At 67.2% G+C, this 18,582-nt stretch carries 17 protein-coding genes and 1 tRNA gene; 10 read left to right on the forward strand and 8 right to left on the reverse strand.

The window, feature by feature from the left end:
* Nucleotides 1-2 precede the first annotated feature (2 nt).
* Both radB and NJQ98_RS16360 read right to left on the reverse strand, forming a co-directional pair.
* Nucleotides 3-722, reverse strand: a complete 720-nt coding sequence (gene radB, locus NJQ98_RS16355; protein ID WP_262180612.1) for a DNA repair and recombination protein RadB — start codon at nucleotides 720-722, stop codon at nucleotides 3-5.
* 45 nt (nucleotides 723-767) lie between these two features.
* The gene (locus NJQ98_RS16360; RefSeq protein ID WP_262180614.1) at nucleotides 768-1,598 is read right to left on the reverse strand and encodes a hypothetical protein; all 831 of its coding nucleotides are present in this window, start codon (nucleotides 1,596-1,598) and stop codon (nucleotides 768-770) included.
* Between the two features lie 115 nt (nucleotides 1,599-1,713).
* On the opposite strand from NJQ98_RS16360, the gene NJQ98_RS16365 reads away from it, so the two are divergent.
* A complete protein-coding gene (locus tag NJQ98_RS16365) occupies nucleotides 1,714-2,484 on the forward strand; it encodes a hypothetical protein (protein ID WP_262180616.1) in 771 nt (256 codons plus the stop codon).
* A 15-nt stretch (nucleotides 2,485-2,499) separates the two neighbouring features.
* Here NJQ98_RS16365 and larC read toward each other — a convergent pair whose 3' ends face one another.
* Both larC and NJQ98_RS16375 read right to left on the reverse strand, forming a co-directional pair.
* A complete protein-coding gene (larC, locus tag NJQ98_RS16370; RefSeq protein ID WP_262180618.1) occupies nucleotides 2,500-3,801 on the reverse strand; it encodes a nickel pincer cofactor biosynthesis protein LarC in 1,302 nt (433 codons plus the stop codon).
* A gap of 101 nt (nucleotides 3,802-3,902) precedes the next feature.
* On the reverse strand, nucleotides 3,903-4,319 hold the full coding sequence (locus NJQ98_RS16375) for a universal stress protein (RefSeq protein WP_262180620.1): 417 nt from the start codon (nucleotides 4,317-4,319) through the stop codon (nucleotides 3,903-3,905).
* A gap of 282 nt (nucleotides 4,320-4,601) precedes the next feature.
* On the opposite strand from NJQ98_RS16375, the gene NJQ98_RS16380 reads away from it, so the two are divergent.
* Nucleotides 4,602-6,827 carry a CDC48 family AAA ATPase gene (locus NJQ98_RS16380; RefSeq protein WP_262180622.1) on the forward strand — a complete coding sequence of 742 codons (2,226 nt, stop codon included), beginning with the start codon at nucleotides 4,602-4,604 and terminating at the stop codon, nucleotides 6,825-6,827.
* A 393-nt stretch (nucleotides 6,828-7,220) separates the two neighbouring features.
* Nucleotides 7,221-7,817 carry a twin-arginine translocation signal domain-containing protein gene (locus tag NJQ98_RS16385; protein ID WP_262180624.1) on the forward strand — a complete coding sequence of 199 codons (597 nt, stop codon included), beginning with the start codon at nucleotides 7,221-7,223 and terminating at the stop codon, nucleotides 7,815-7,817.
* A 3-nt stretch (nucleotides 7,818-7,820) separates the two neighbouring features.
* On the opposite strand, the gene NJQ98_RS16390 is transcribed toward NJQ98_RS16385, so the two are convergent.
* On the reverse strand, nucleotides 7,821-8,957 hold the full coding sequence (locus NJQ98_RS16390; RefSeq protein ID WP_262180626.1) for a CBS domain-containing protein: 1,137 nt from the start codon (nucleotides 8,955-8,957) through the stop codon (nucleotides 7,821-7,823).
* A gap of 108 nt (nucleotides 8,958-9,065) precedes the next feature.
* Between NJQ98_RS16390 and NJQ98_RS16395 the strand changes: the two genes are divergently transcribed.
* A complete protein-coding gene (locus tag NJQ98_RS16395) occupies nucleotides 9,066-9,365 on the forward strand; it encodes a lycopene cyclase domain-containing protein (protein WP_262180628.1) in 300 nt (99 codons plus the stop codon).
* Nucleotides 9,366-9,477: 112 nt separating this feature from the next.
* Entirely contained in the window at nucleotides 9,478-9,963 is a 486-nt protein-coding gene (locus NJQ98_RS16400) for an HTH domain-containing protein (RefSeq protein WP_262180629.1), read from the forward strand.
* On the opposite strand, the gene NJQ98_RS16405 is transcribed toward NJQ98_RS16400, so the two are convergent.
* Together NJQ98_RS16405 and NJQ98_RS16410 are read right to left on the reverse strand one after the other, a co-directional pair.
* Complete coding sequence (locus tag NJQ98_RS16405; protein WP_262180632.1) at nucleotides 9,960-10,307, reverse strand: hypothetical protein; 348 nt, start codon at nucleotides 10,305-10,307, stop codon at nucleotides 9,960-9,962. The two genes, NJQ98_RS16400 and NJQ98_RS16405, sit on opposite strands and share 4 nt — an antisense overlap.
* A gap of 255 nt (nucleotides 10,308-10,562) precedes the next feature.
* A tRNA-Val gene (locus NJQ98_RS16410) sits at nucleotides 10,563-10,637 on the reverse strand.
* A gap of 174 nt (nucleotides 10,638-10,811) precedes the next feature.
* Between NJQ98_RS16410 and trpD the strand changes: the two genes are divergently transcribed.
* The 4 genes from trpD to trpG are packed head-to-tail and all read left to right on the forward strand — an operon-like array spanning nucleotide 10,812 to nucleotide 14,675.
* Nucleotides 10,812-11,807 (forward strand): anthranilate phosphoribosyltransferase, encoded by a 996-nt coding sequence (gene trpD / locus NJQ98_RS16415; protein ID WP_262180635.1) that lies wholly within the window; start codon nucleotides 10,812-10,814, stop codon nucleotides 11,805-11,807.
* Nucleotides 11,804-12,451 (forward strand): phosphoribosylanthranilate isomerase, encoded by a 648-nt coding sequence (locus NJQ98_RS16420; protein WP_262180636.1) that lies wholly within the window; start codon nucleotides 11,804-11,806, stop codon nucleotides 12,449-12,451. The genes trpD and NJQ98_RS16420 overlap by 4 nt, the downstream gene beginning before the upstream one ends.
* Nucleotides 12,448-14,061, forward strand: coding sequence for an anthranilate synthase component I (gene trpE, locus NJQ98_RS16425; RefSeq protein WP_262180638.1), 1,614 nt, complete (start codon nucleotides 12,448-12,450; stop codon nucleotides 14,059-14,061). Before NJQ98_RS16420 ends, trpE begins: the two co-directional genes overlap by 4 nt.
* A complete protein-coding gene (trpG, locus tag NJQ98_RS16430; protein ID WP_262180640.1) occupies nucleotides 14,058-14,675 on the forward strand; it encodes an anthranilate synthase component II in 618 nt (205 codons plus the stop codon). Before trpE ends, trpG begins: the two co-directional genes overlap by 4 nt.
* Here the strand turns inward: trpG and NJQ98_RS16435 are convergent.
* On the reverse strand, nucleotides 14,672-14,860 hold the full coding sequence (locus tag NJQ98_RS16435) for a DUF8029 family protein (RefSeq protein WP_262180642.1): 189 nt from the start codon (nucleotides 14,858-14,860) through the stop codon (nucleotides 14,672-14,674). The two genes, trpG and NJQ98_RS16435, sit on opposite strands and share 4 nt — an antisense overlap.
* Nucleotides 14,861-15,442: 582 nt before the next feature.
* On the opposite strand from NJQ98_RS16435, the gene NJQ98_RS16440 reads away from it, so the two are divergent.
* Nucleotides 15,443-18,577, forward strand: coding sequence for an adenosylcobalamin-dependent ribonucleoside-diphosphate reductase (locus tag NJQ98_RS16440; RefSeq protein ID WP_262180643.1), 3,135 nt, complete (start codon nucleotides 15,443-15,445; stop codon nucleotides 18,575-18,577).
* The last annotated feature ends 5 nt before the right edge of the window (nucleotides 18,578-18,582 follow it).

Below are 18,582 nucleotides of genomic sequence, written 5' to 3' on the forward strand. Positions count from 1 at the left end.
TGTCAGTCCAGATTTCGCGTCGGCTCGGCGGTCTCCTCGCCGGCCAGTCCCGCGTCGGTAATCGAGAACTGGACAGTGTCGCCGGCGGCCTTGGCGCGGTGTTTCTCCAGTGTGGCCCGGCGGTTGCCGCCCCGGAACCGGTCGAGCCGGAGGATAGCGCCGGACCAGTGGTTCAGCGTGTGGCCGCCAAGCGCCGTCGAGCGGTCGCTGTCGGGGTCGGTGAACACCTGGTTCGTGAAGACGACGGCGATGTCGTGTTTGCGGGCCAGCGAGAGCAGGTGGGTGATCTGTCGGGCCACGTCCCGCAGTGTCTCGCCGCCGTCGTCGTCGTCGCGCCGGAGGCGATAGAAACCGGTCGCGCTGTCCAACACGATGAGTTCGACCTCCGCGGCGAACTCGGCGGCGTCCTGGACGGCCTCGGTCTGTTCGTCGTAGTCGTAGGCCTCCGAGACGATGAGCCGGCCGGCGAGGTCGTCGACGGTCTGGTTCGTCCCCTCGGCCCGGCCCCGCGCAATCTGGGCCATCCGGTCGGGCGAGAGCCCCTCCGTGTCGATGTAGAGGGCGGCGTCGCCCGCTGCCGCGACCTCGATGGCCGCCGACAGCGCCAGGTTCGTCTTGCCGGCGGCCGGCGGGCCGTACACCTGCGTGACGGCGCCGCGTTCGAGCCCCCCGCCCAGCAGCTCGTCGACCGGGCTACAGCCGGTCGGCACGTAGTCGCTCACGGCCGCCGATTGGGCGTATTCGGGTATAAACGCTCGCACCCGCGGTCAGGCCGCTCGGAGGTACTGCCCGAGGGCGGCCTCGACGGCTTCGGGGTCGTCGAGGTCCGCGAGCGCGAACCGGATGTCCACTCTCCGGGGGCGGTGGAGGACGAGCGCGTCGTCGGTCCGGCTGTACCCGCGGAAGGCGTCCCAGGTGGTGAGTCGCCGCGCGACCGGCAGCCGCTGTTCCAGGCCGGCGGGGCTGACGGTGTAGTCCCGCTCCTCGGTCGAGCTGTAGCTGACGACTCCGAGCGGGAGCAGTAGCTGGCCGGCGAGCTGGAGCGCGAACCAGTCGGCCAGGAGACCGACGACGAGACAGGCGCCCGTGACGAGCGTGAACGCGCCGACAGCGAGGGCCAGCCGCTTCCGCAACGGGGCCGGCCAGCCCGCCCGAAACTCGCACGCGATGTCGTCGCTGTCGAGGACCGAATCGGTGTGGCGGGTGCGGGCCATCACCCCGAGGACGAGGCCGACGACCATCGCACCCAGCCCGCCGAAGAACGCCAGCACGCCGGCGGTACCGGTGGCAGACCGGCTGGCGAAACCACCGAGCGCGTAGGCCACGGGTATCGCAGCCGGAAGCCACCGTACTCGTGTCGCGCCGAGTCGGATAGCCGCTCTGTCCCAGTGTACCGTCGCCAACCAGCCGAGTCCCACGGCGCCGGCGAACACGACGACGGAGGCACCGTACAGCACACCCGCTCCGTCCATCCCGAGACCCACGGCTCCGAACACCGCGAGCGGCGCGACCAGCAGGCCGAGGTACGTTCCGACGAGGACGCCCCAGAGCGGGTCACCCGACTGCTCGGACGCAGGCGATTCGGTGGAGGGACACATGGGTTCGACTTTACAGCGGGGCGAAAAAACAGTTGTCTGTCAGGCGGCGTCTATCTCGGGCTGCTGGGCCCGAAAAGCCAGCAGTCGTAAGTGGTCACCGGCCCAACTTCGATGCGTGATAGTCGTCGCCACGGACGATTTCGAGCTCTACCACGGCGTGGTCACGGAGCTGCGCGACCGCGGCGTCGAGTTCACCACTATCGAACCCGGCGACGAGTGGCCCGACGGCGCCGCCGTCGCCGTGGCGGCGGCCGGCGAGCGAGTCGAGATTCCCGACGGCGTCGAACTCGTCTCGGCGGACCCCGAGCGGCCCCGGCGCGCGGTCGAGGCCGCTATCGAGGCGCTGCGTGGGGAGTCGGGCCGGACCGTCGTCGGTATCGACCCCGGCGAGCGGCCGGGCATCGCAGTGTTGCACGGCGAGACGGTCGTCGCGGCCTTCCAGGTGCCCGCGGCCGACACCGCCGAGGTGGTCCGCCGCGAGGTCGGGGACGCCGCCGACCCGCTCGTGCGTATCGGCGACGGCGCCCGGCTGGTCGGCTCGCGGGTCATCGACGACATCGCGGACCTCCCGGTCGAACTGGTCGACGAGACCGGGACGACGCCGTATCTCGGCAGCGGCGCCCGCGGGATGGGCGACGTGCTGGCGGCGGCCAACATCGCCCGCCGCGAGGGCGAGGCGATAACGAGCCGGGACATCGAACCCACGGCGGGCGAACTCCAGCGCATCAAGGACCGCTCCCGCGCGGCGAGCGACACCAACCGGGAAATCGACGCCGACCTCGCTCGTCGGGTCGCCGTCGGCGAACTCACCGTCGAGGAGGCGCTGGCCGAACACGGCGGAACGCCGGTCGACGAGGGCGGCGGCCCGGACCCGACCGACCGCTGACGCGGTTGGGCGGACTCACTTTCGGACCAGCTCTTCGGCCCGGCGCACGAGTTCCCGGACCGGCACGTCCGTCTCCGCCGCGACGGCCGCCGCGTCGTCGAACTCACAGCTCACGTCGTACACCTCGCCGTCGGCGTCGCTCGCGACCTTCACCGTCACCTCGTAGCTGTCGCCGTCGACGGCGAGCGTGACCGTCTCGAAGGCCCGTTCGGCGACCCACCGGTGGCCCGCGCCGTGCTCTCGAATCCCCAGCGTCCCCGTCTCCTCGGCGAGCCGCCGGGCCACCCGGTCGGCGTCGTCGGGCTTGCAGATGACCTTCACCAGGTGGCCGGGACGGGACTTCTTCATCGTCAGCGGGACGACGGAGATGTCACGCGCGCCCACCGACGACAGCGAGCGCTGGAGGTCGCCCAGTACTTCCGGCGGTGCGTCGTCGAGGTTCGTCTCCAGGACGGTGATGTCGTCCCGCCGGAGCCCGCCCGCGCCGTCGCCGACCACTGCCCGCAGGACGTTCGGGTGGTCGGGGAACTCGCGCGCCCCGGCACCGTAGCCCGACGCGTCGACAGTCAGCGACGGGAGCCGCTCGACGCCCTCGGCCAGGTGGGCCAGAATCGCGGCGCCGGTCGGCGTCAGCAGTTCGGTCTCGACCGGTCCGCCCCGCAGCGACCAGTCGGCCCGCTCGGCGATTTCGACGACCGCCGGTGTCGGCACTGGGTAGGTACCGTGACTCATTCCGACGGTCCCCCCGCCGGTCGACACCGGCGTCGTCACCACCCGCTCGACGTCGAGGTCCGCACACAGGAGCGCCGCGCCCACCACGTCGGCGATGGCGTCGTCGGCCCCGACCTCGTGGAAGTGGGTGTCGTCGAGGTCGGTCCCGTGGACTGCCGCCTCCGCTTCACCGAGAATCTCGAAGATGGCGAGTGCGTCGGCCCTGACCGGGTCGGGAAGGTCCATCCCCTCGACGATGTCGACGACCTCCGTGTAGCTCCGGTGTGGCCCGTGACCCTCCGCGTGGGTATGGTCGGTTCCGTCATCGTGGCTGTGGTCGTGGCCTTCGTCGCCGTGGTCGTGGTCACCGGCGTGACTGTGCGTGTGTTCGTCGTCGTGTCCGCCGTCCGTCGCCGGGTCGGTGAGTACGACTTCGACGCCGGTGGCGCTGATACCGTTTCGGTCGACCGTCGAGACGACGTACTCTACGTCGAGCGCCCGCTCTACTGGCTCCAAGGCGTCGCGGTCGGCACCGGCGGCGAGTAAGGCACCGAGAATCATGTCGCCGGCAGCGCCCATCCGGCCGTCGAAGGCGAGTGTTCGCATACCCGCACCTCGCCCTATAGGCTGAAAAATCTACCACACCGGCTCTCCGGATGTCTCTGCAACGAACGGAACTGCAATCACTCAACCGGACACCGCAACTCCTAGGTCCGGCGGACGATGTGGACGTCGTAGGCGTCCGCGTCGTCGAGTTCGGAGATGGGGACGACGACGTCGTCGGTGTCGGCGCTGCCGAGGAACACGACCTCGGCGTCGACGTCGCGGGCCACCTGACGGATGGTCTCGGAGAGCTCGCTGGCCGAGTAGGCGCTGACGTCCTCGTAGTTGAGTTCGGCGTCGTCGGTCGCTTCCTCGATTTTCCGCCGGAGGTCGCTCGCCGCGGTCTCGGCCGCGAAGTCCTCGCTGGGGTCGACCCGCAGCCGGCGCACGGCGTAGTCCGCACCGGTCGGGACGAGACTGACCGCCACCACGTCGGTGTCCATCGCGGCCGCGTAGTCGACTGCGCGGTCGAGCGCTGCGTCGGCCAGCGGCGAACCGTCGAAGGGGACGAGAAATACCATACCGCCGCTTCCGTGTCCAGCCTTATCAAACGCGGCGGTGGCGGCAGTCAGTGTCGCCTTTCGGGCCCGGGCGGGGTGACGGGACGACCCGCGACTGCCGCCCGGAAATCCGGCGCGCCGGGACGGTCCCCGGCGGACGCGAACGGCAAGTAGATGGCCTATAGGTGCCCTGAACGTGACGTGTGATAGCAGTACCCATATAAACCCGTCGCTGCTCGTCGCACCCGCCGGTAGCATAAAGCATATCTCCCGCGGTGACGGACCTCTTGGTAGTCTCACTCTATGAACGAAGTGCAACTAGAAGTGGCGAAAGCGTACCCGAACGACTCGGGTCGTGGCATCGCCCGTCTTGACCCCGATACGTTGTTGCATCTCAAGCTCTCGCCCGGTGATATCATCGAAATCGAGGGCAGCGATACGACGGCTGCGAAGGTGTGGCGTGCGGACCGGCAGGACTGGAACACGGACACGGTACGCATCGACGGGTTCACGCGACAGAACGCCGACGTGGGCATCGGCGAGCGCGTGACCATTCGGAAAGCGGAGGCCGAAAAGGCCGACAAGCTCGTGCTGGCACCGCCCGAGGAGGCGTCGGTGCAGTTCGGCTCCGACGCCGCGGGCATGGTCAAACGCCAGATTCTCAAGCGGCCGGTCGTCGAGCGCGACATCGTTCCCGTGATGTCCAGTACGAACCACCCGTTCATGCGCTCGCCCGGGCAGGCGATTCCGCTCATCGCCGTCGAGACCGAGCCCGACGGCGTCTGTCTCATCACCGAGGACACCGAGGTCGAGCTACGGGAGGAGCCGATTTCGGGCTTCGAGAAGACCGGCGGCGGCATCACCTACGAGGACATCGGCGGGCTCCAGAACGAGATTCAGCGGGTCCGCGAGATGGTCGAGCTGCCGATGAAACACCCCCAGATATTCAAGAAGCTCGGCATCGAGCCGCCACAGGGGGTCCTGCTCCACGGTCCGCCGGGCACCGGGAAGACCCTGCTCGCCAAAGCGGTCGCCAACGAGACCTCCGCTAGCTTCTTCTCTATCGCCGGCCCCGAAATCATCTCGAAGTACTACGGGGAGTCCGAACAGCAGTTACGCGAGATATTCGAGGACGCCAGCGAGGAGTCCCCCGCTATCATCTTCATCGACGAACTGGACTCCATCGCGCCCAAGCGCGAGGACGTCACCGGCGAGGTCGAGCGCCGCGTCGTCGCCCAGCTGCTGACGATGATGGACGGCCTGGAGAGTCGGGGCCAGGTCATCGTCATCGCCGCCACTAACCGCGTCGACAGCGTGGACCCGGCGCTTCGCCGCCCGGGTCGGTTCGACCGCGAAATCGAAATCGGCGTCCCCGACGAGGTTGGCCGCGAGGAGATTCTCCAGATTCACACCCGCGGGATGCCCCTCTCGGACGACGTGACTCTCTCGAAGCTCGCGACCGACACCCACGGCTTCGTCGGCGCCGACATCGAGAGCCTCACGAAGGAGGCGGCGATGAAGGCGCTGCGCCGCTACCTCCCGGAAATCGACCTCGACGAGGAGGACATCCCGCCGAGCCTCATCGACCGGATGATAATCAAGCGCGAGGACTTCAAGGGCGCGCTCAACGAGGTGAGTCCATCGGCGATGCGGGAGGTGCTAGTCGAGCTCCCGAAGATGTCCTGGGACAGCGTCGGCGGCCTCAACGAGGCCAAAGAGCAGGTCCAGGAGGCCGTCGAGTGGCCGATGAGCTCCCCCGAGAAGTTCGAGCGGATGGGCGTCACGCCGCCCTCCGGCGTGTTGCTGTACGGCCCGCCCGGCACCGGGAAGACGCTGATGGCCAAGGCCGTCGCCAACGAGACCGACGCCAACTTCATCTCGGTGCGTGGGCCGCAGCTGCTCTCCAAGTGGGTCGGCGAGTCGGAGAAGGCCATCCGCCAGACCTTCCGCAAGGCGCGGCAGGTCGCCCCGACCATCATCTTCTTCGACGAGCTCGACTCCCTGGCGCCGGGCCGGGGCGGGGAGATGGGGTCGAACGTCTCCGAGCGCGTCGTCAACCAGCTCCTGACGGAGCTCGACGGCCTGGAGGAGATGGAGGACGTGATGGTCATCGGTGCCACCAACCGCCCCGACATGATAGACCCCGCGCTGATTCGCTCGGGTCGGTTCGACCGCCTCGTCATGATCGGCGAACCGGACGTCGACGGCCGCGAGCAGATTCTGCGCATCCACACCGACGACACCCCGCTGGCACCCGACGTGAGCCTGCGGGAGCTGGCCGAACGCTCCAGCGGCTTCGTCGGGTCGGACCTCGAATCCATCACCCGGGAGGCGGCCATCGAGGCCCTGCGCGAGTCCGACGACGCCGAGGAAGTGGAGATGCGCCACTTCCGGCAGGCGATGGAGGGCGTCAGACCGACCATCACCGACGACATCCGCGAGTACTACGAGCAGATGCAAGAGGAGTTCAAGGGCGGTTCAAGTCCGCAGCGCCAGCCCGGCGGGAGCGGCCGCATCGGCTTCCAGTGACCCGTCTTCACTCGTCCGAGAGGGCGTAGCGCTCTCCTGATGCCGGACGGCGCCGTACGCCGTCCGAACTCCGTCGGATTTGCCCGTACGGTGCGACCCACTTCTCGAAACGGACGGTGATATCGGTCGCCGACCTCGCCTCCCGTGAAACGGCAGCGGCGCTGCCGGACGCTCACAGTTGCAGCCCTGTCCGTGTCGCCCTGCGATTCTCCTGGCAGTCCCCTCGAGTGTACGTAACAGCTGCGGATACAGTCCGGTAGCCGGTCCACTGTCGTCCCGGCGGTGTGGGCGTCCGCCGGGGTACCGGGCAGTTGGCACACGCTCCAGTGGTGGCAAGCGCAAGGCCAGCGTTTACGCACATGTCCTGATTACGACCTGACGGAGCAAACTAGTATGTCAGATGACAGTAGCCAGACACTGCTCGACCGTATCGGCGACTCCAGACGTAATTTCCTCCAGAAAGGCGCGGTCGCTTCGGGCGCCCTTCTGCTGGGGTCCTCGGGAACTGCCATGGCCCAGCAAGACGACGACGGGGCCCTGGAGGACAGCTGGAAAGCGCTCGTCTTCATCGACAACTTCCACCCCAACGCCCGGTTCACGTTCGTCTCGGGGGTCATCGAGTGGGTGCCGAACTACGGGGACGTCCGGGACAGCTTCTTCAGCGACTACAACACCTACCAGATTCGCTGGCTGAACACGGACGAAGTCGTCCCGCTGTTTGTCGCCCAGGACGCCCCAGTCGGCGAGTACGACGCGGACCTCGGGTTCATTCCGGACGAGGACGGCGACTCGAACCAGCCCCAGGTTTACGAGATGAACCGCGAGTACACGCCCTTCGGCGACAACGAGCGCCTCATCACCGTCAACGCCAGCCCAGTCGGTGAAGAGGTAGAAGACCAGATTCTCGAAAACGAGGACTGGTGGCGGGAGTCCGATACCGCGCCATCCGGCGACGGGACGACGCCGACCGGCAACAGTACGTCGAACTGAGCGCTACAGCTCGCCGAGCTTCCGCAGCAACTGGCCGCGATACTCCTCGTCGGCCTGGACGCCTTTCCGTTCGAGGACGTTGCGCTCTAGCTTGTCGAGCGCGACGTTGAAGGCCATCTCGGCGCCGTATCCTTCACCGGAGCCGGCGGCCTGTCCCTTGTTGGTCCGCAGGCGGATCTGGCACTGGATGAGCGGGGTGCCACGGAGCTTCTCCTTGTGCTCGTGGAAGCGGACGTGGGCGTGCTGGACCTGCATCGCCTGGTACTTGTCCGCAACCTGGCTGATGTCGGCGCGGATGTCCTCCCGGGAGATGGTGTCCAGCAGGGAGATGTTCGTGATCTGGACGTCCATGTGGTCCTCCTCGGTGAACGTCAGCGCCCGGAGCACGTCGGTCTTGGTGACGATACCGATGACGTGGTTCCCTTCGTCGGTCACCACCAGGCCGCCGAAGTCCCGCTCCAGCATCCGGGCGACGGCGTCCCGAACGGAGTCGCTCGGCTCGGCCGTCTCGACCGGGCTGCTCATGATGTCGTAGACGGGCATGTCCAGCACCCGCTCGATTTCGCCCGAGCGGTCCCCGCGGGTGGCCTTGTCCATGTCCCGGACCACGACGTCGACGATGTCGTGGCGGGTGACCATGCCGGTGAGGCCGTCGGCCTCGTCCAGCACCGGCAGCCGGGAGATGCTGTGTTTCCGGAGCAGATTGACGATCTGTCCGACGTTGGTGTCTTCCTCGATAGTGATGACGTCCTCCGTGTAGATCTGCTCGATAGTCAGCGCGTCGAGGTTTTCGAGGACGGCCTCCAGAATGGCGTCCTCGGTGATGATGCCCCACAGCTCCTCGCCCTGGAACACCGGTGCCACCTTGGTCCCGCCCTCGACGAGGACGCGGGCGACCTTGCGCACGTCGGCCGTCCGCTCGACTTTCGGCGCCGAACGGACCATCGCCCCCGCCTTCGCGTCGTCCTCGACGTGGGACTGCACCAACTGTTTCTGCGTGATGACGCCGGCGTACTCGCCGCCCTCGGTGACGATGATGCCCTTCGGGTTCTCCCGCTCGAAGATGGCACGCACCTTCCCGAGCCGCTTGTTGGCGTCGACCTCGACAAACTCTCTCGTGGCAATGTCAGAAATATCCATCGTGCCTCACAACTTGGAGGTAATACGTGAAGGGTTATCAAGGTTGGTTTAGTTCCCGCCGTACGAAAGCGGGGATAACGTTTAGGAGCGCCGAGCCGTCTGTGAGTTATGCTCCCCGACATCGGCGTGTTCGGTCCCTACACCTACCTGGTGACGGAAGTCGTCTGGGGAACCGTCGCGCTGGCCCTGCTGTGGCGAGTCGACGCGCTGGAACGGGCCGGCAAGACCATCCTCGCGCTGTACCCTATCGCCTACGTCTGGGACTGGTACACGCTGGAAGTCGGCGTCTTCGCTATCGAACTCCGGACCGGCGTCGACCTGCTCGGCATCCCCATCGAGGAACACATCTTCATGGTCGTCGTCCCCGCGCTCGTCATCGGCCTCCACGAGACGCTCCACGGCGACTAGGGGCGCCGTCGGCCCCCTTCCACACCAGGTTTAAGGTGATTATATCCTCCGGAGAGGTCCATACAGTACCCACGGAACGTATATGTAGGTCTGTAATCACGTTTCCGATAGCATGACCCAGACCGAGCCCTACGTCGAACTGTACGTCCGCTCGATGCTCCCCGACGGCGCCGGGTCGCGCCAGGAGGCCGTCATCGACCGGCTGGAGGAACTGGAACGCCGCGAGGAGATAGCCGGCTACAACGTCGTCGTCTGGGGCAAGCAGATTGCCCCCGAGTCCGCCGCCGCCAACACGGAGGAGGGCCGCTACATCCTCAACCGCGTCGCCGAGTTCAAGCAGTGGGCCCTCTCGAACAACGTCTCCCTGGAGTCGTTCTACCAGCGGACCGAGGTCGACTCCGAGGCCGCGGACTCGGCCCACGAGGCGATGGTGCTTCCGGTGATGGGGCTGGCGGAGTACGACGGCGACGAACTGGCACACGTCGCGCCGTGTGCCGACGGCGAGGACGTCCACACCGTCACCGACCGACTGGAGACGCTCGAGGCCGGCGAGCCGTCGACGCTCGAACAGCGGTCGGCCAGTGCGAGTTTCGTCTAGCCGAGCGACTGTGCGTAGGAGCCGACCGCGTCGTCACCGGTCAGCGCGGACACGACTTCGTCCGCCTCGACAGCCAGTTCGTAGGCCGGTCGGCCCTTGCCGACCGCGTCCTCGGTCTCCGCCTTCGCCAACAGCCCGGTCTCCGATAGCGACCCCAGCGCCGAGATGACTTCCTGGCGCTCGATACCGCCGAAGGCGTCGCGTTCGATGTCGTCGAGGCGCTCCTTTGCCGTCTTGGTCACGTCGTAGGAGTGGGCCGGGGTCTCGTCAGCCGACGACAGCTCGGTGACGGAGAGCAGGACGAACTGCTCGAACGACTGGACCGAGTCGAGTGCCGTGTCCATACGTGTAACTCCGCTGGCCGGTGTAAGAAAGTACTGAATCGGAACAACGTGGCGGCCATCTGAACATTCATACGGGATGCCGGGACCACCCTGGGCCGGGGATGGACTCTGTCACTGTTTGCCGAACTCTTCGTCCGGATACGCCCGGAACGACAGAGAATATGATGATACTTATTCTGACACTGAAGCCCAGCCTTGGCTAAAGAACGACTCTACCCTGCCTAGAAAACAAGAAGAAACGTGTAAAACTGCGTATGGGTTCGGGCGGATTTGAACCGCCGGCCTCCTCCATGTCAAGGAGGTGTCATAACCGACCTAGACCACGAACCCTCGCTGCCTCGTGCAACCATTGCTTGCCGGGGGGTACAATTGAAGGTTTCGAATTCGAACCCGCACGTCGTCTGTTGGTTCGGCCCACACGAGAGGGGGACAGCGACCCCGGTAGGCTTAAGTCAGTGTGCAGATTTGTACATCACAACACGAAAGAGAACATTGGTGACCACTATGCAGGATTACATCGAGCGCGTTACGGACGGCGAGGACCTGACACAGGGCGAGGCACGCGAGGTCGCGACGCTCGTCTTCGAGGAAGCAACCGAGGCCCAGATCGGGGCGCTGCTGTCGGCGCTGCGGGCGAAAGGGGAGACGGAGGCCGAAATCGCGGGCTTCGCCCAGGGGATGCGGGACGCGGCACGGACCATCCAGCCCGACCGCGAGGGGCTGGTCGACACCTGCGGCACGGGCGGCGACGACTACGACACCATCAACGTCTCGACGACCAGCGCCATCGTCGCGGCCGGTGCGGGCGTCCCCGTCGCCAAGCACGGCAACTACTCCGTCTCCTCGTCGTCGGGCAGCGCCGACGTGCTGGAGGTCGCGGGGGTCGACGTGGACGCCGAGCCGCCGGCGGTCGAGGAGCGCATCGAGCGCGACGGCATCGGGTTCATGCTCGCGCCGGTCTTCCACCCGGCGATGAAGGCCGTCATCGGCCCGCGTCAGGAACTCGGGATGCGAACCGTCTTCAACATCCTCGGGCCGCTGACGAACCCCGCGGGGGCGCGTGCGCAGGTGCTCGGGGTGTACGACCCCGACCTCGTCCCGGTGCTGGCGGAGGCGCTTGCCCGCCTCGACACCGAGCGGGCCCTCGTCGTCCACGGGAGCGGGCTGGACGAGATCGCCATCCACGGCGAGACGACCGTGGCGGAAGTCACCGGCGACTCCATCTCCGAGTACACCATCACGCCGGCGGACCTGGGGCTCGAACAGCGCGACATCGAGGCCGTCGCCGGCGGGTCGCCCGAGGAAAACGCCGAGGACCTCCGCGGTATCGTCTCCGGCGAGGTCACCGGCGCGAAGCGGGACATCATCCTCGCGAACGCGGGCGCGGCTATCTACGTCGCCGGCGTCGCCGAGAGCCACGAGGAGGGCGTCGACCTGGCCCGTGAGGCCATCGAGTCGGGCGACGCGGCCGCGAAGCTGGAGGACCTGATAGGGGCATGACGCGCGTGAAAATCTGTGGCGTCACCACGGGCGAGGACCGCGACGCCGTCGTCGCGGCCGGCGCCGACGCCGTCGGCGTTATCCACGGCGTCCCGGTGGATACCCCCCGAGCGGTGGACGAGGCCACCGCCCAGTCACTCGTCGCCGGGGTGCCGCCGCTCGTCACGAGCGTGCTGGTGACGATGCCGACGACGGTTCAGGAAGCCGTCAAGCGCATCGACGAAATCGAACCCGACGCCGTACAGGTCCACGACGGGCTGGCGCCGGCGGAGCTGGGTGCGCTCTCCCGGCGCGTGAGCCAGCGGCTCATCGCGGTCGTCGACCCCGAGGCTGACGCTATCGCGGACTACGCCGACCACGCCGACGCGGTGCTGGTGGACTCGCTCGACGCTGACGGCGCCGGCGGCACCGGCGAGACCCACGACTGGGAGCGCGCCCGCGACCTCGTTGCCGACCTTGCTGTCCCCGTGATTCTGGCCGGCGGGCTCACCCCGGAGAACGTCGCCGAGGCGGTTCGGACCGTCGAGCCGTTCGCCGTGGACACGGCGAGCGGTGTCGAATCGAGCGGCGGTGTGAAAGACCACGACGCGGTCCGTCAGTTCGTCGCGAACGTCGCGGCCGCCGACGGGGAGGCCGCGGTATGACCCTCGACATCTCCCGCGAACAGTTCGTCGAACACGCCGAGGCCGACCGGCCGGTGGTGGTGCGGGCCGCGGCCGACCTCGCCGTCGACGTCGAACCGCTGTTGGCCTACGCGGCGCTGTCGGGCCGGACCAGCGACACCGTGGGGAGCGACTACACCTTCCTGCTCGAGAGCGCCGAGAAGGTCGCCTCCAGCGACCCGGACGGCGCCTTCGCTCCCGAGACTGACGACCGCCACGCCCGCTTTTCCTTCGTCGGATACGACCCGCGTGCGGTCGTCACGGTCACGGGCGACGACACCGAGGTCGAGGTGTTCGACGACCGCTACGCGGACCTCGTCACGACCGACGGCGGCGACGCCCTCGACGACCTCCGTGCGGCGATGCCAGACGTCGAGCTTCGGGGGTTCCCCGAGATGGACCGCCAGCACCTCGACGGCGGGCTCGTGGGCTTTCTCGCCTACGACGCCGTCTACGACCTCTGGCTCGACGAGGTCGGGATGGAGCGGCCCGACTCGCGGTTCCCGGACGCGCAGTTCGTCCTGACCACGTCTACCCTCCGATTCGACCACGTCGAGGACGCCGTCGAGCTCGTCTTCACCCCCGTCGTCCGCGCCGACGAGGACGCCGGCGAACGCTACGACGAACTGCTCGCCGAAGCCGAACGGGTCGAGTCGGCGCTGGCCGGGGCCGACGAACTCGACACCGGCGGCTTCACCCGCGAGGCCGAGGTGGCCGGACCCCAGGACGAGTACGAGGACGCCGTCGAGACCGCAAAGGAGTACGTCCTCTCGGGCGACATCTACCAGGGCGTCATCTCCCGGACCCGGGAGCTGTACGGCGACATCGACCCGCTGGGACTGTACGCGGCCCTCCGGGACGTGAACCCCTCGCCGTACATGTATCTGCTCGGCCACGACGACCTGAGCATCGTCGGCGCCAGCCCGGAGACGCTGGTCTCGGTGGCCGGCGACCGCGTCGTCTCGAACCCCATCGCGGGGACCTGCCCACGGGGGAACTCCCCCGTCGAGGACCGCCGGCTGGCCGGGGAGATGCTCGCCGACGGGAAAGAGCGGGCCGAACACACGATGCTGGTCGACCTGGCCCGAAACGACGTGCGACGGGTCGCCGAGGCCGGTTCAGTCCGCGTCGAGGAGTTCATGAACGTCCTCAAGTACAGCCACGTCCAGCACATCGAGTCAACCGTGACGGGGACGCTCGCGCCGGAGGCTGACGCCTTCGACGCCGCGCGGGCGACCTTCCCCGCGGGGACGCTCTCGGGTGCGCCCAAGATACGGGCGATGGAGATAATCGACGAGCTGGAACGCTCCCCGAGGGGTCCCTACGGCGGCGGCGTGGGGTACTTCGACTGGGGCGGGGACACCGACTTCGCCATCGTCATCCGGTCGGCGACGGTCGAGGCGGGGGTCGCGCTCCCCGGCGGCGACGGCGGCCCGGACCACGACCGCGTCACCGTCCAGGCCGGCGCCGGTATCGTCGCGGACTCGGACCCCGAGAGCGAGTACGTCGAGACCGAACAGAAGATGGACGGCGTGCTGGCGGCCGTCGAGCGAATCGAGCGCTTGCCTGACGGCGCGGAGGTTGAGCGATGAGCGCCGACGCCGCGTCCGGGGCGGCCGACGACCAGCCCCGCGTCCTCTTTGTCGACAACTTCGACTCCTTCACCTACAACCTCGTCGAGTACGTCTCCGAACACGCCCGGACCGAGGTCGTCCGAAACACGGCTTCCCTAGAGGACGTACGCGCCTTCGAGCCCGACGCAATCATCATCTCCCCTGGGCCGGGTCACCCAAAGAACGACCGGGACGTGGGCGTGACGATGGACGTGCTTCGGGAAGTCAGTCCCGAGGTGCCGACGCTCGGCGTCTGTCTCGGCCTGGAGGCGGCCGTCTACGCCTACGGCGGGACCGTCGGCCGTGCGCCGGAGCCGATTCACGGGAAGGCCTTCCCCATCGACCACGACGGCGAGGGGGTCTTCGCCGGGCTGGAGCAGGGGCTACAGGGCGGGCGGTATCACTCGCTGATAGCCACCGAGGTCCCCGACGAGTTCGAGGTAACGGCCACGACGACGACCGAGGAGGGGACCGAGCTCGTGATGGGCGTGCGCCACCGCGACTACCCCATCGAAGCTGTCCAGTTCCACCCCGAATCAGTGCTCACGGCGGTCGGGCACGACGTCATCGAGAACTTCCTCGCGGACCTCTAGAGGACGCCGAAGCCGAGCAGGCTCAGCAGCCACAGCACCGCGACGGCGATGATGGCGATGATGACGAGCCGCCACGCGACTTTCATCACCAGGCGACCGACGAGCAGGACGACCGCGAGCAGGACGAGACCGATGAGTACCGCCGGAACGGTGCCGATCCCACCGAGTTGTAACAGGCCGAGCATACTCCCCATGACACGAACCGGACACAAATACTTCGTGGCTCGCTCGGCGGCCGTGCAACCAACCTGATTCGCCACGCGGCGCGCACCGCAAGACGGCGCCGGTCCGCACAACAAACCGCAAGACGGCGTCGCGTCTGACGGCGCCGCGGCTGGCAACATTTGCCGAAACTCGGCCGCGAATCTCCACCCGAAACCCCCGCTAGTTTCCACTGGATTTCCGGGCTCTATCCGGCGGTTTTCCTCCCCGGAGCTCCACTTTCACTGCGGTCTGCTCACCATTATTAGCTAACCTACGTTGCTAGTGGTTACACGCGGCTCTGCCGGACGGGTCGCCGCGTACGACTCACGCGGGGCGTTGTAGATTACACCCACACCGACACACCGGTATATCGCTACAGCGACCCGTATCACACTGACCGTAGTCGCGACTCTCCGCCGACTGCGGCCGCCACCGAGCGCAGAAAAACAACCATTATACGATACCGATGAATACGTATTCGCCGTCAGAAATGACCGGAACATGGAACACGCCAGAACGGGGTATAGCCCGACAGCGCCACGCTGTCGCCGGAGGACAGACGCATGAGTAAGGGCGAACTCGGCGCCGACGACCTCACGCTTCCCATCAAGCGAACCGAGGGGGACACGCTCGAAGACCGGCTGACAGGAAACGCCTACAACAACATCCTGCCCGCCCGGTACCTTCGCAAGGACTCGAACGGGGACCTCGTCGAGGAGCCCGAGGACCTCTTCGAACGGGTCGCGAAGAACGTCGCCCTCGCCGAGGCCGTCTTCGAGGCGGACAAGCAGGACCTCGAAATCACGGTCACGCCCGACCAGGTCAAACCCGACCACCCGCGCCGGGACGAGCTCGCGGCCGAGGTCTTCGGTAAGGGGACCACCGTCGACGACGACGCCGAGACGACTCTCTCTGTCTACAACGTCAACAAGTTCGCCTACGACACCGTCGTCCCGGAGCTGCCCGACTCGGTCCGGGACCACGTCGAGACGACGGCCGACACGTTCCAGACGCAGATGGAGCACCTCTCGTTCATGCCGAACTCGCCGACGCTGATGAACGCCGGCGACGAGCTCCAGCAGCTCTCTGCGTGTTTCGTCGACTCGCCGGCCGACGACATCGACGACATCCACCAGACGGCCAAGGAAGCCGCCCAGGTGTTCCAGTCCGGCGGCGGGATGGGCTACGCGTTCTGGAAGCTGCGCCCCTACGGCGACCCCGTCGGCTCGACCGGCGGCATCGCCTCCGGTCCCATCACGTTCATGCGGACCTACGACCAGATGTGCGAGACCATCGCTCAGGGCGGCGCCCGACGGGGCGCCCAGATGGGCGTCATGCGCGTCTCCCACCCGGACGTCATCCAGTTCATCCACGCCAAGAACAAGGACGTCTCCCTGGCCGAGACGCTGCGCCTGAACGACCCCGACGACTTCACGCACAACTCCTTCGCCGAAGCCCTCGAAGAGGCCCGCGACCTCATCGACGACGACGGGAAGGTCCCGAAACACCTCCGCAACGCCGTCGAGGGCCACCTCTCGAATTTCAACATCTCTGTCGGTATCACCGACGACTTCATGGAGGCCTACAAGAACGGCGAGGAGTTCACCTTCACCAACCCGCGCACGGAGGAGCCCCACATCGCCACCGCCGAGACCAAGGAGCTGTACGACATGTTCGACCTCGGCGAGTACGTCGAGGTCGGCGAAGTGCTCTCGATTCCGGCGGAGAAGCTGTTCGAGCGTATCGTCCAGGGCGCCCACGAGAACGGCGAACCGGGCGTCATCTACCTCGAACGCGTCAACAAGCAACACTCCTTCGACGTCGAGGAACACCCCGAGCACCAGATTCTCGCCACGAACCCCTGCGGCGAGCAGCCCCTGGAGGAGTACGAGGCCTGTAACCTCGGCCACATCAACCTCTCGACGCTCGCGTCGCTCGACGCCCCAGACTACCGCGTCTGGGCCGACGAGCACGGCGACGCGTACGACTCCCGGGAAGCGGCCATCTCGGCGTTCCTCGACGAGGCGCTCGACATGGACGAACTCGACGACCGCATCGAGACCGGGACGCGCTTCCTCGAGAACGTCGTCACGATGTCCGACTTCCCGGTCGAGAAAATCGAGCAGAAGGTTCGCGAGATGCGGAAGATCGGCCTGGGCATCATGGGGCTGGCCCAGCTGTACATCCAGCTCGGCGTCGAGTACGGCTCCCCCGAGGCCAACGAGATCGCCCGCCAGGTGATGCGCCACATCAACCACGGCTCCAAGCAGGCCAGCCACGAACTGGCCGAGGACCGTGGGACCTTCGAGGAGTGGGACAACTCCAAGTACGCCGACCCCACCGAGTACGCCGAGTGGTTCGAGAAACAGACCGGCGAGGACGCCGAGGACTGGGCCGACGGCTACCCCATCCGGAACCACAACACGACGACCATCGCGCCCACCGGCACCACGTCGATGATCGGCAACACCACCGGCGGGTGTGAGCCCATCTACAACGTCGCCTACTACAAGAACGTCTCCGACGACGTCCAGGGCGACGAGATGCTCGTCGAGTTCGACGACTACTTCCTCCGCGCGCTGGAGGAGAACGGCATCGACGTCGAGGCCGTCAAGGAGGAGGCCCAAGAGCAGATGGCCAACAACGAGTTCGACGGCGTCGACGGGCTGACGACGGTGCCCGACGCGCTGGGTGAGCTGTTCGTCACCACCGGCGACCTCTCGGCGCGGGACCACGCCGGCATCCAGGTCGCCTGCCAGGAGGGCGTCGACTCCGCCATCTCGAAGACGGTCAACGCCCCCAACGACTCGACCATCGAGGACGCCGCCGAGGTGTTCCAGTACATCTACGACCACGGCGGCAAGGGCGTCACCTACTACCGCGACGGCACCCGCAGCAAGCAGGTGCTGACCACGCGGGCCCAGAACACCGAGTTCTCCGACATGGACACCGAGGAACTGGTCGCCCAGCTCGAGGAGATGTTCGGCGACATCGAGGGCTTCCTCGAGGACGACGCGGTCCAGGCCGCCCTCGACGAGTCCGTCCAGGGGATGCTGTCGGCCGCCGACGGCGAGGAGAGCGAGTTCGCCCGCAAGCGCTCCCGCCCCGACGTGCTCCACGGCGTCACCCAGCGCATCGACACCGGCTACGGGAAGCTGTACGTCAACATCAACGAGGACCCCGAGGCCGAGCGACCGTTCGAGCTCTTTGCCAACATCGGGAACTCCGGCGGCTTCACCGCCTCCTTCACCGAGGCGCTGGCAAAGACCATCTCGACGGCGCTGCGCTCGGGCGTCGACCCCGAGGAGATAGCCGACGAGCTACAGGGCATCCGGTCGCCGAAGGTCGCCTGGGACAAGGGCGAGCAGATTCAGTCCATCCCGGACGCCATCGGCACGGCCCTGCGGCGCTACCTCGACGGCGACGTCGACAAGGCCTACCCGCAGCAGGTCACGCTTGAGGAGACCGCCGGGGAAGATGAGCGGAAGGCCAGCAGCCGCCAGACCGACGGCGGCCCGCAGGCAGGCGACGCTAACGTACAGACGGACGCGGGCCCGCAGGCCGACGCCGGGCAGGACGCCCAGCAGGACCTCATCGACGCCGGCGAGAGCCCGGAGTGTCCCGAGTGTGGCTCGATGTCGCTGTACTACTCGGAGGGGTGCAAGACCTGCGAGTCCTGTGGCTGGTCCGAGTGCTGACGTAG

The sequence above is a fragment of the Haloarcula laminariae genome, assembly GCF_025457605.1.
Taxonomy (GTDB): domain Archaea; phylum Halobacteriota; class Halobacteria; order Halobacteriales; family Haloarculaceae; genus Haloarcula; species Haloarcula laminariae.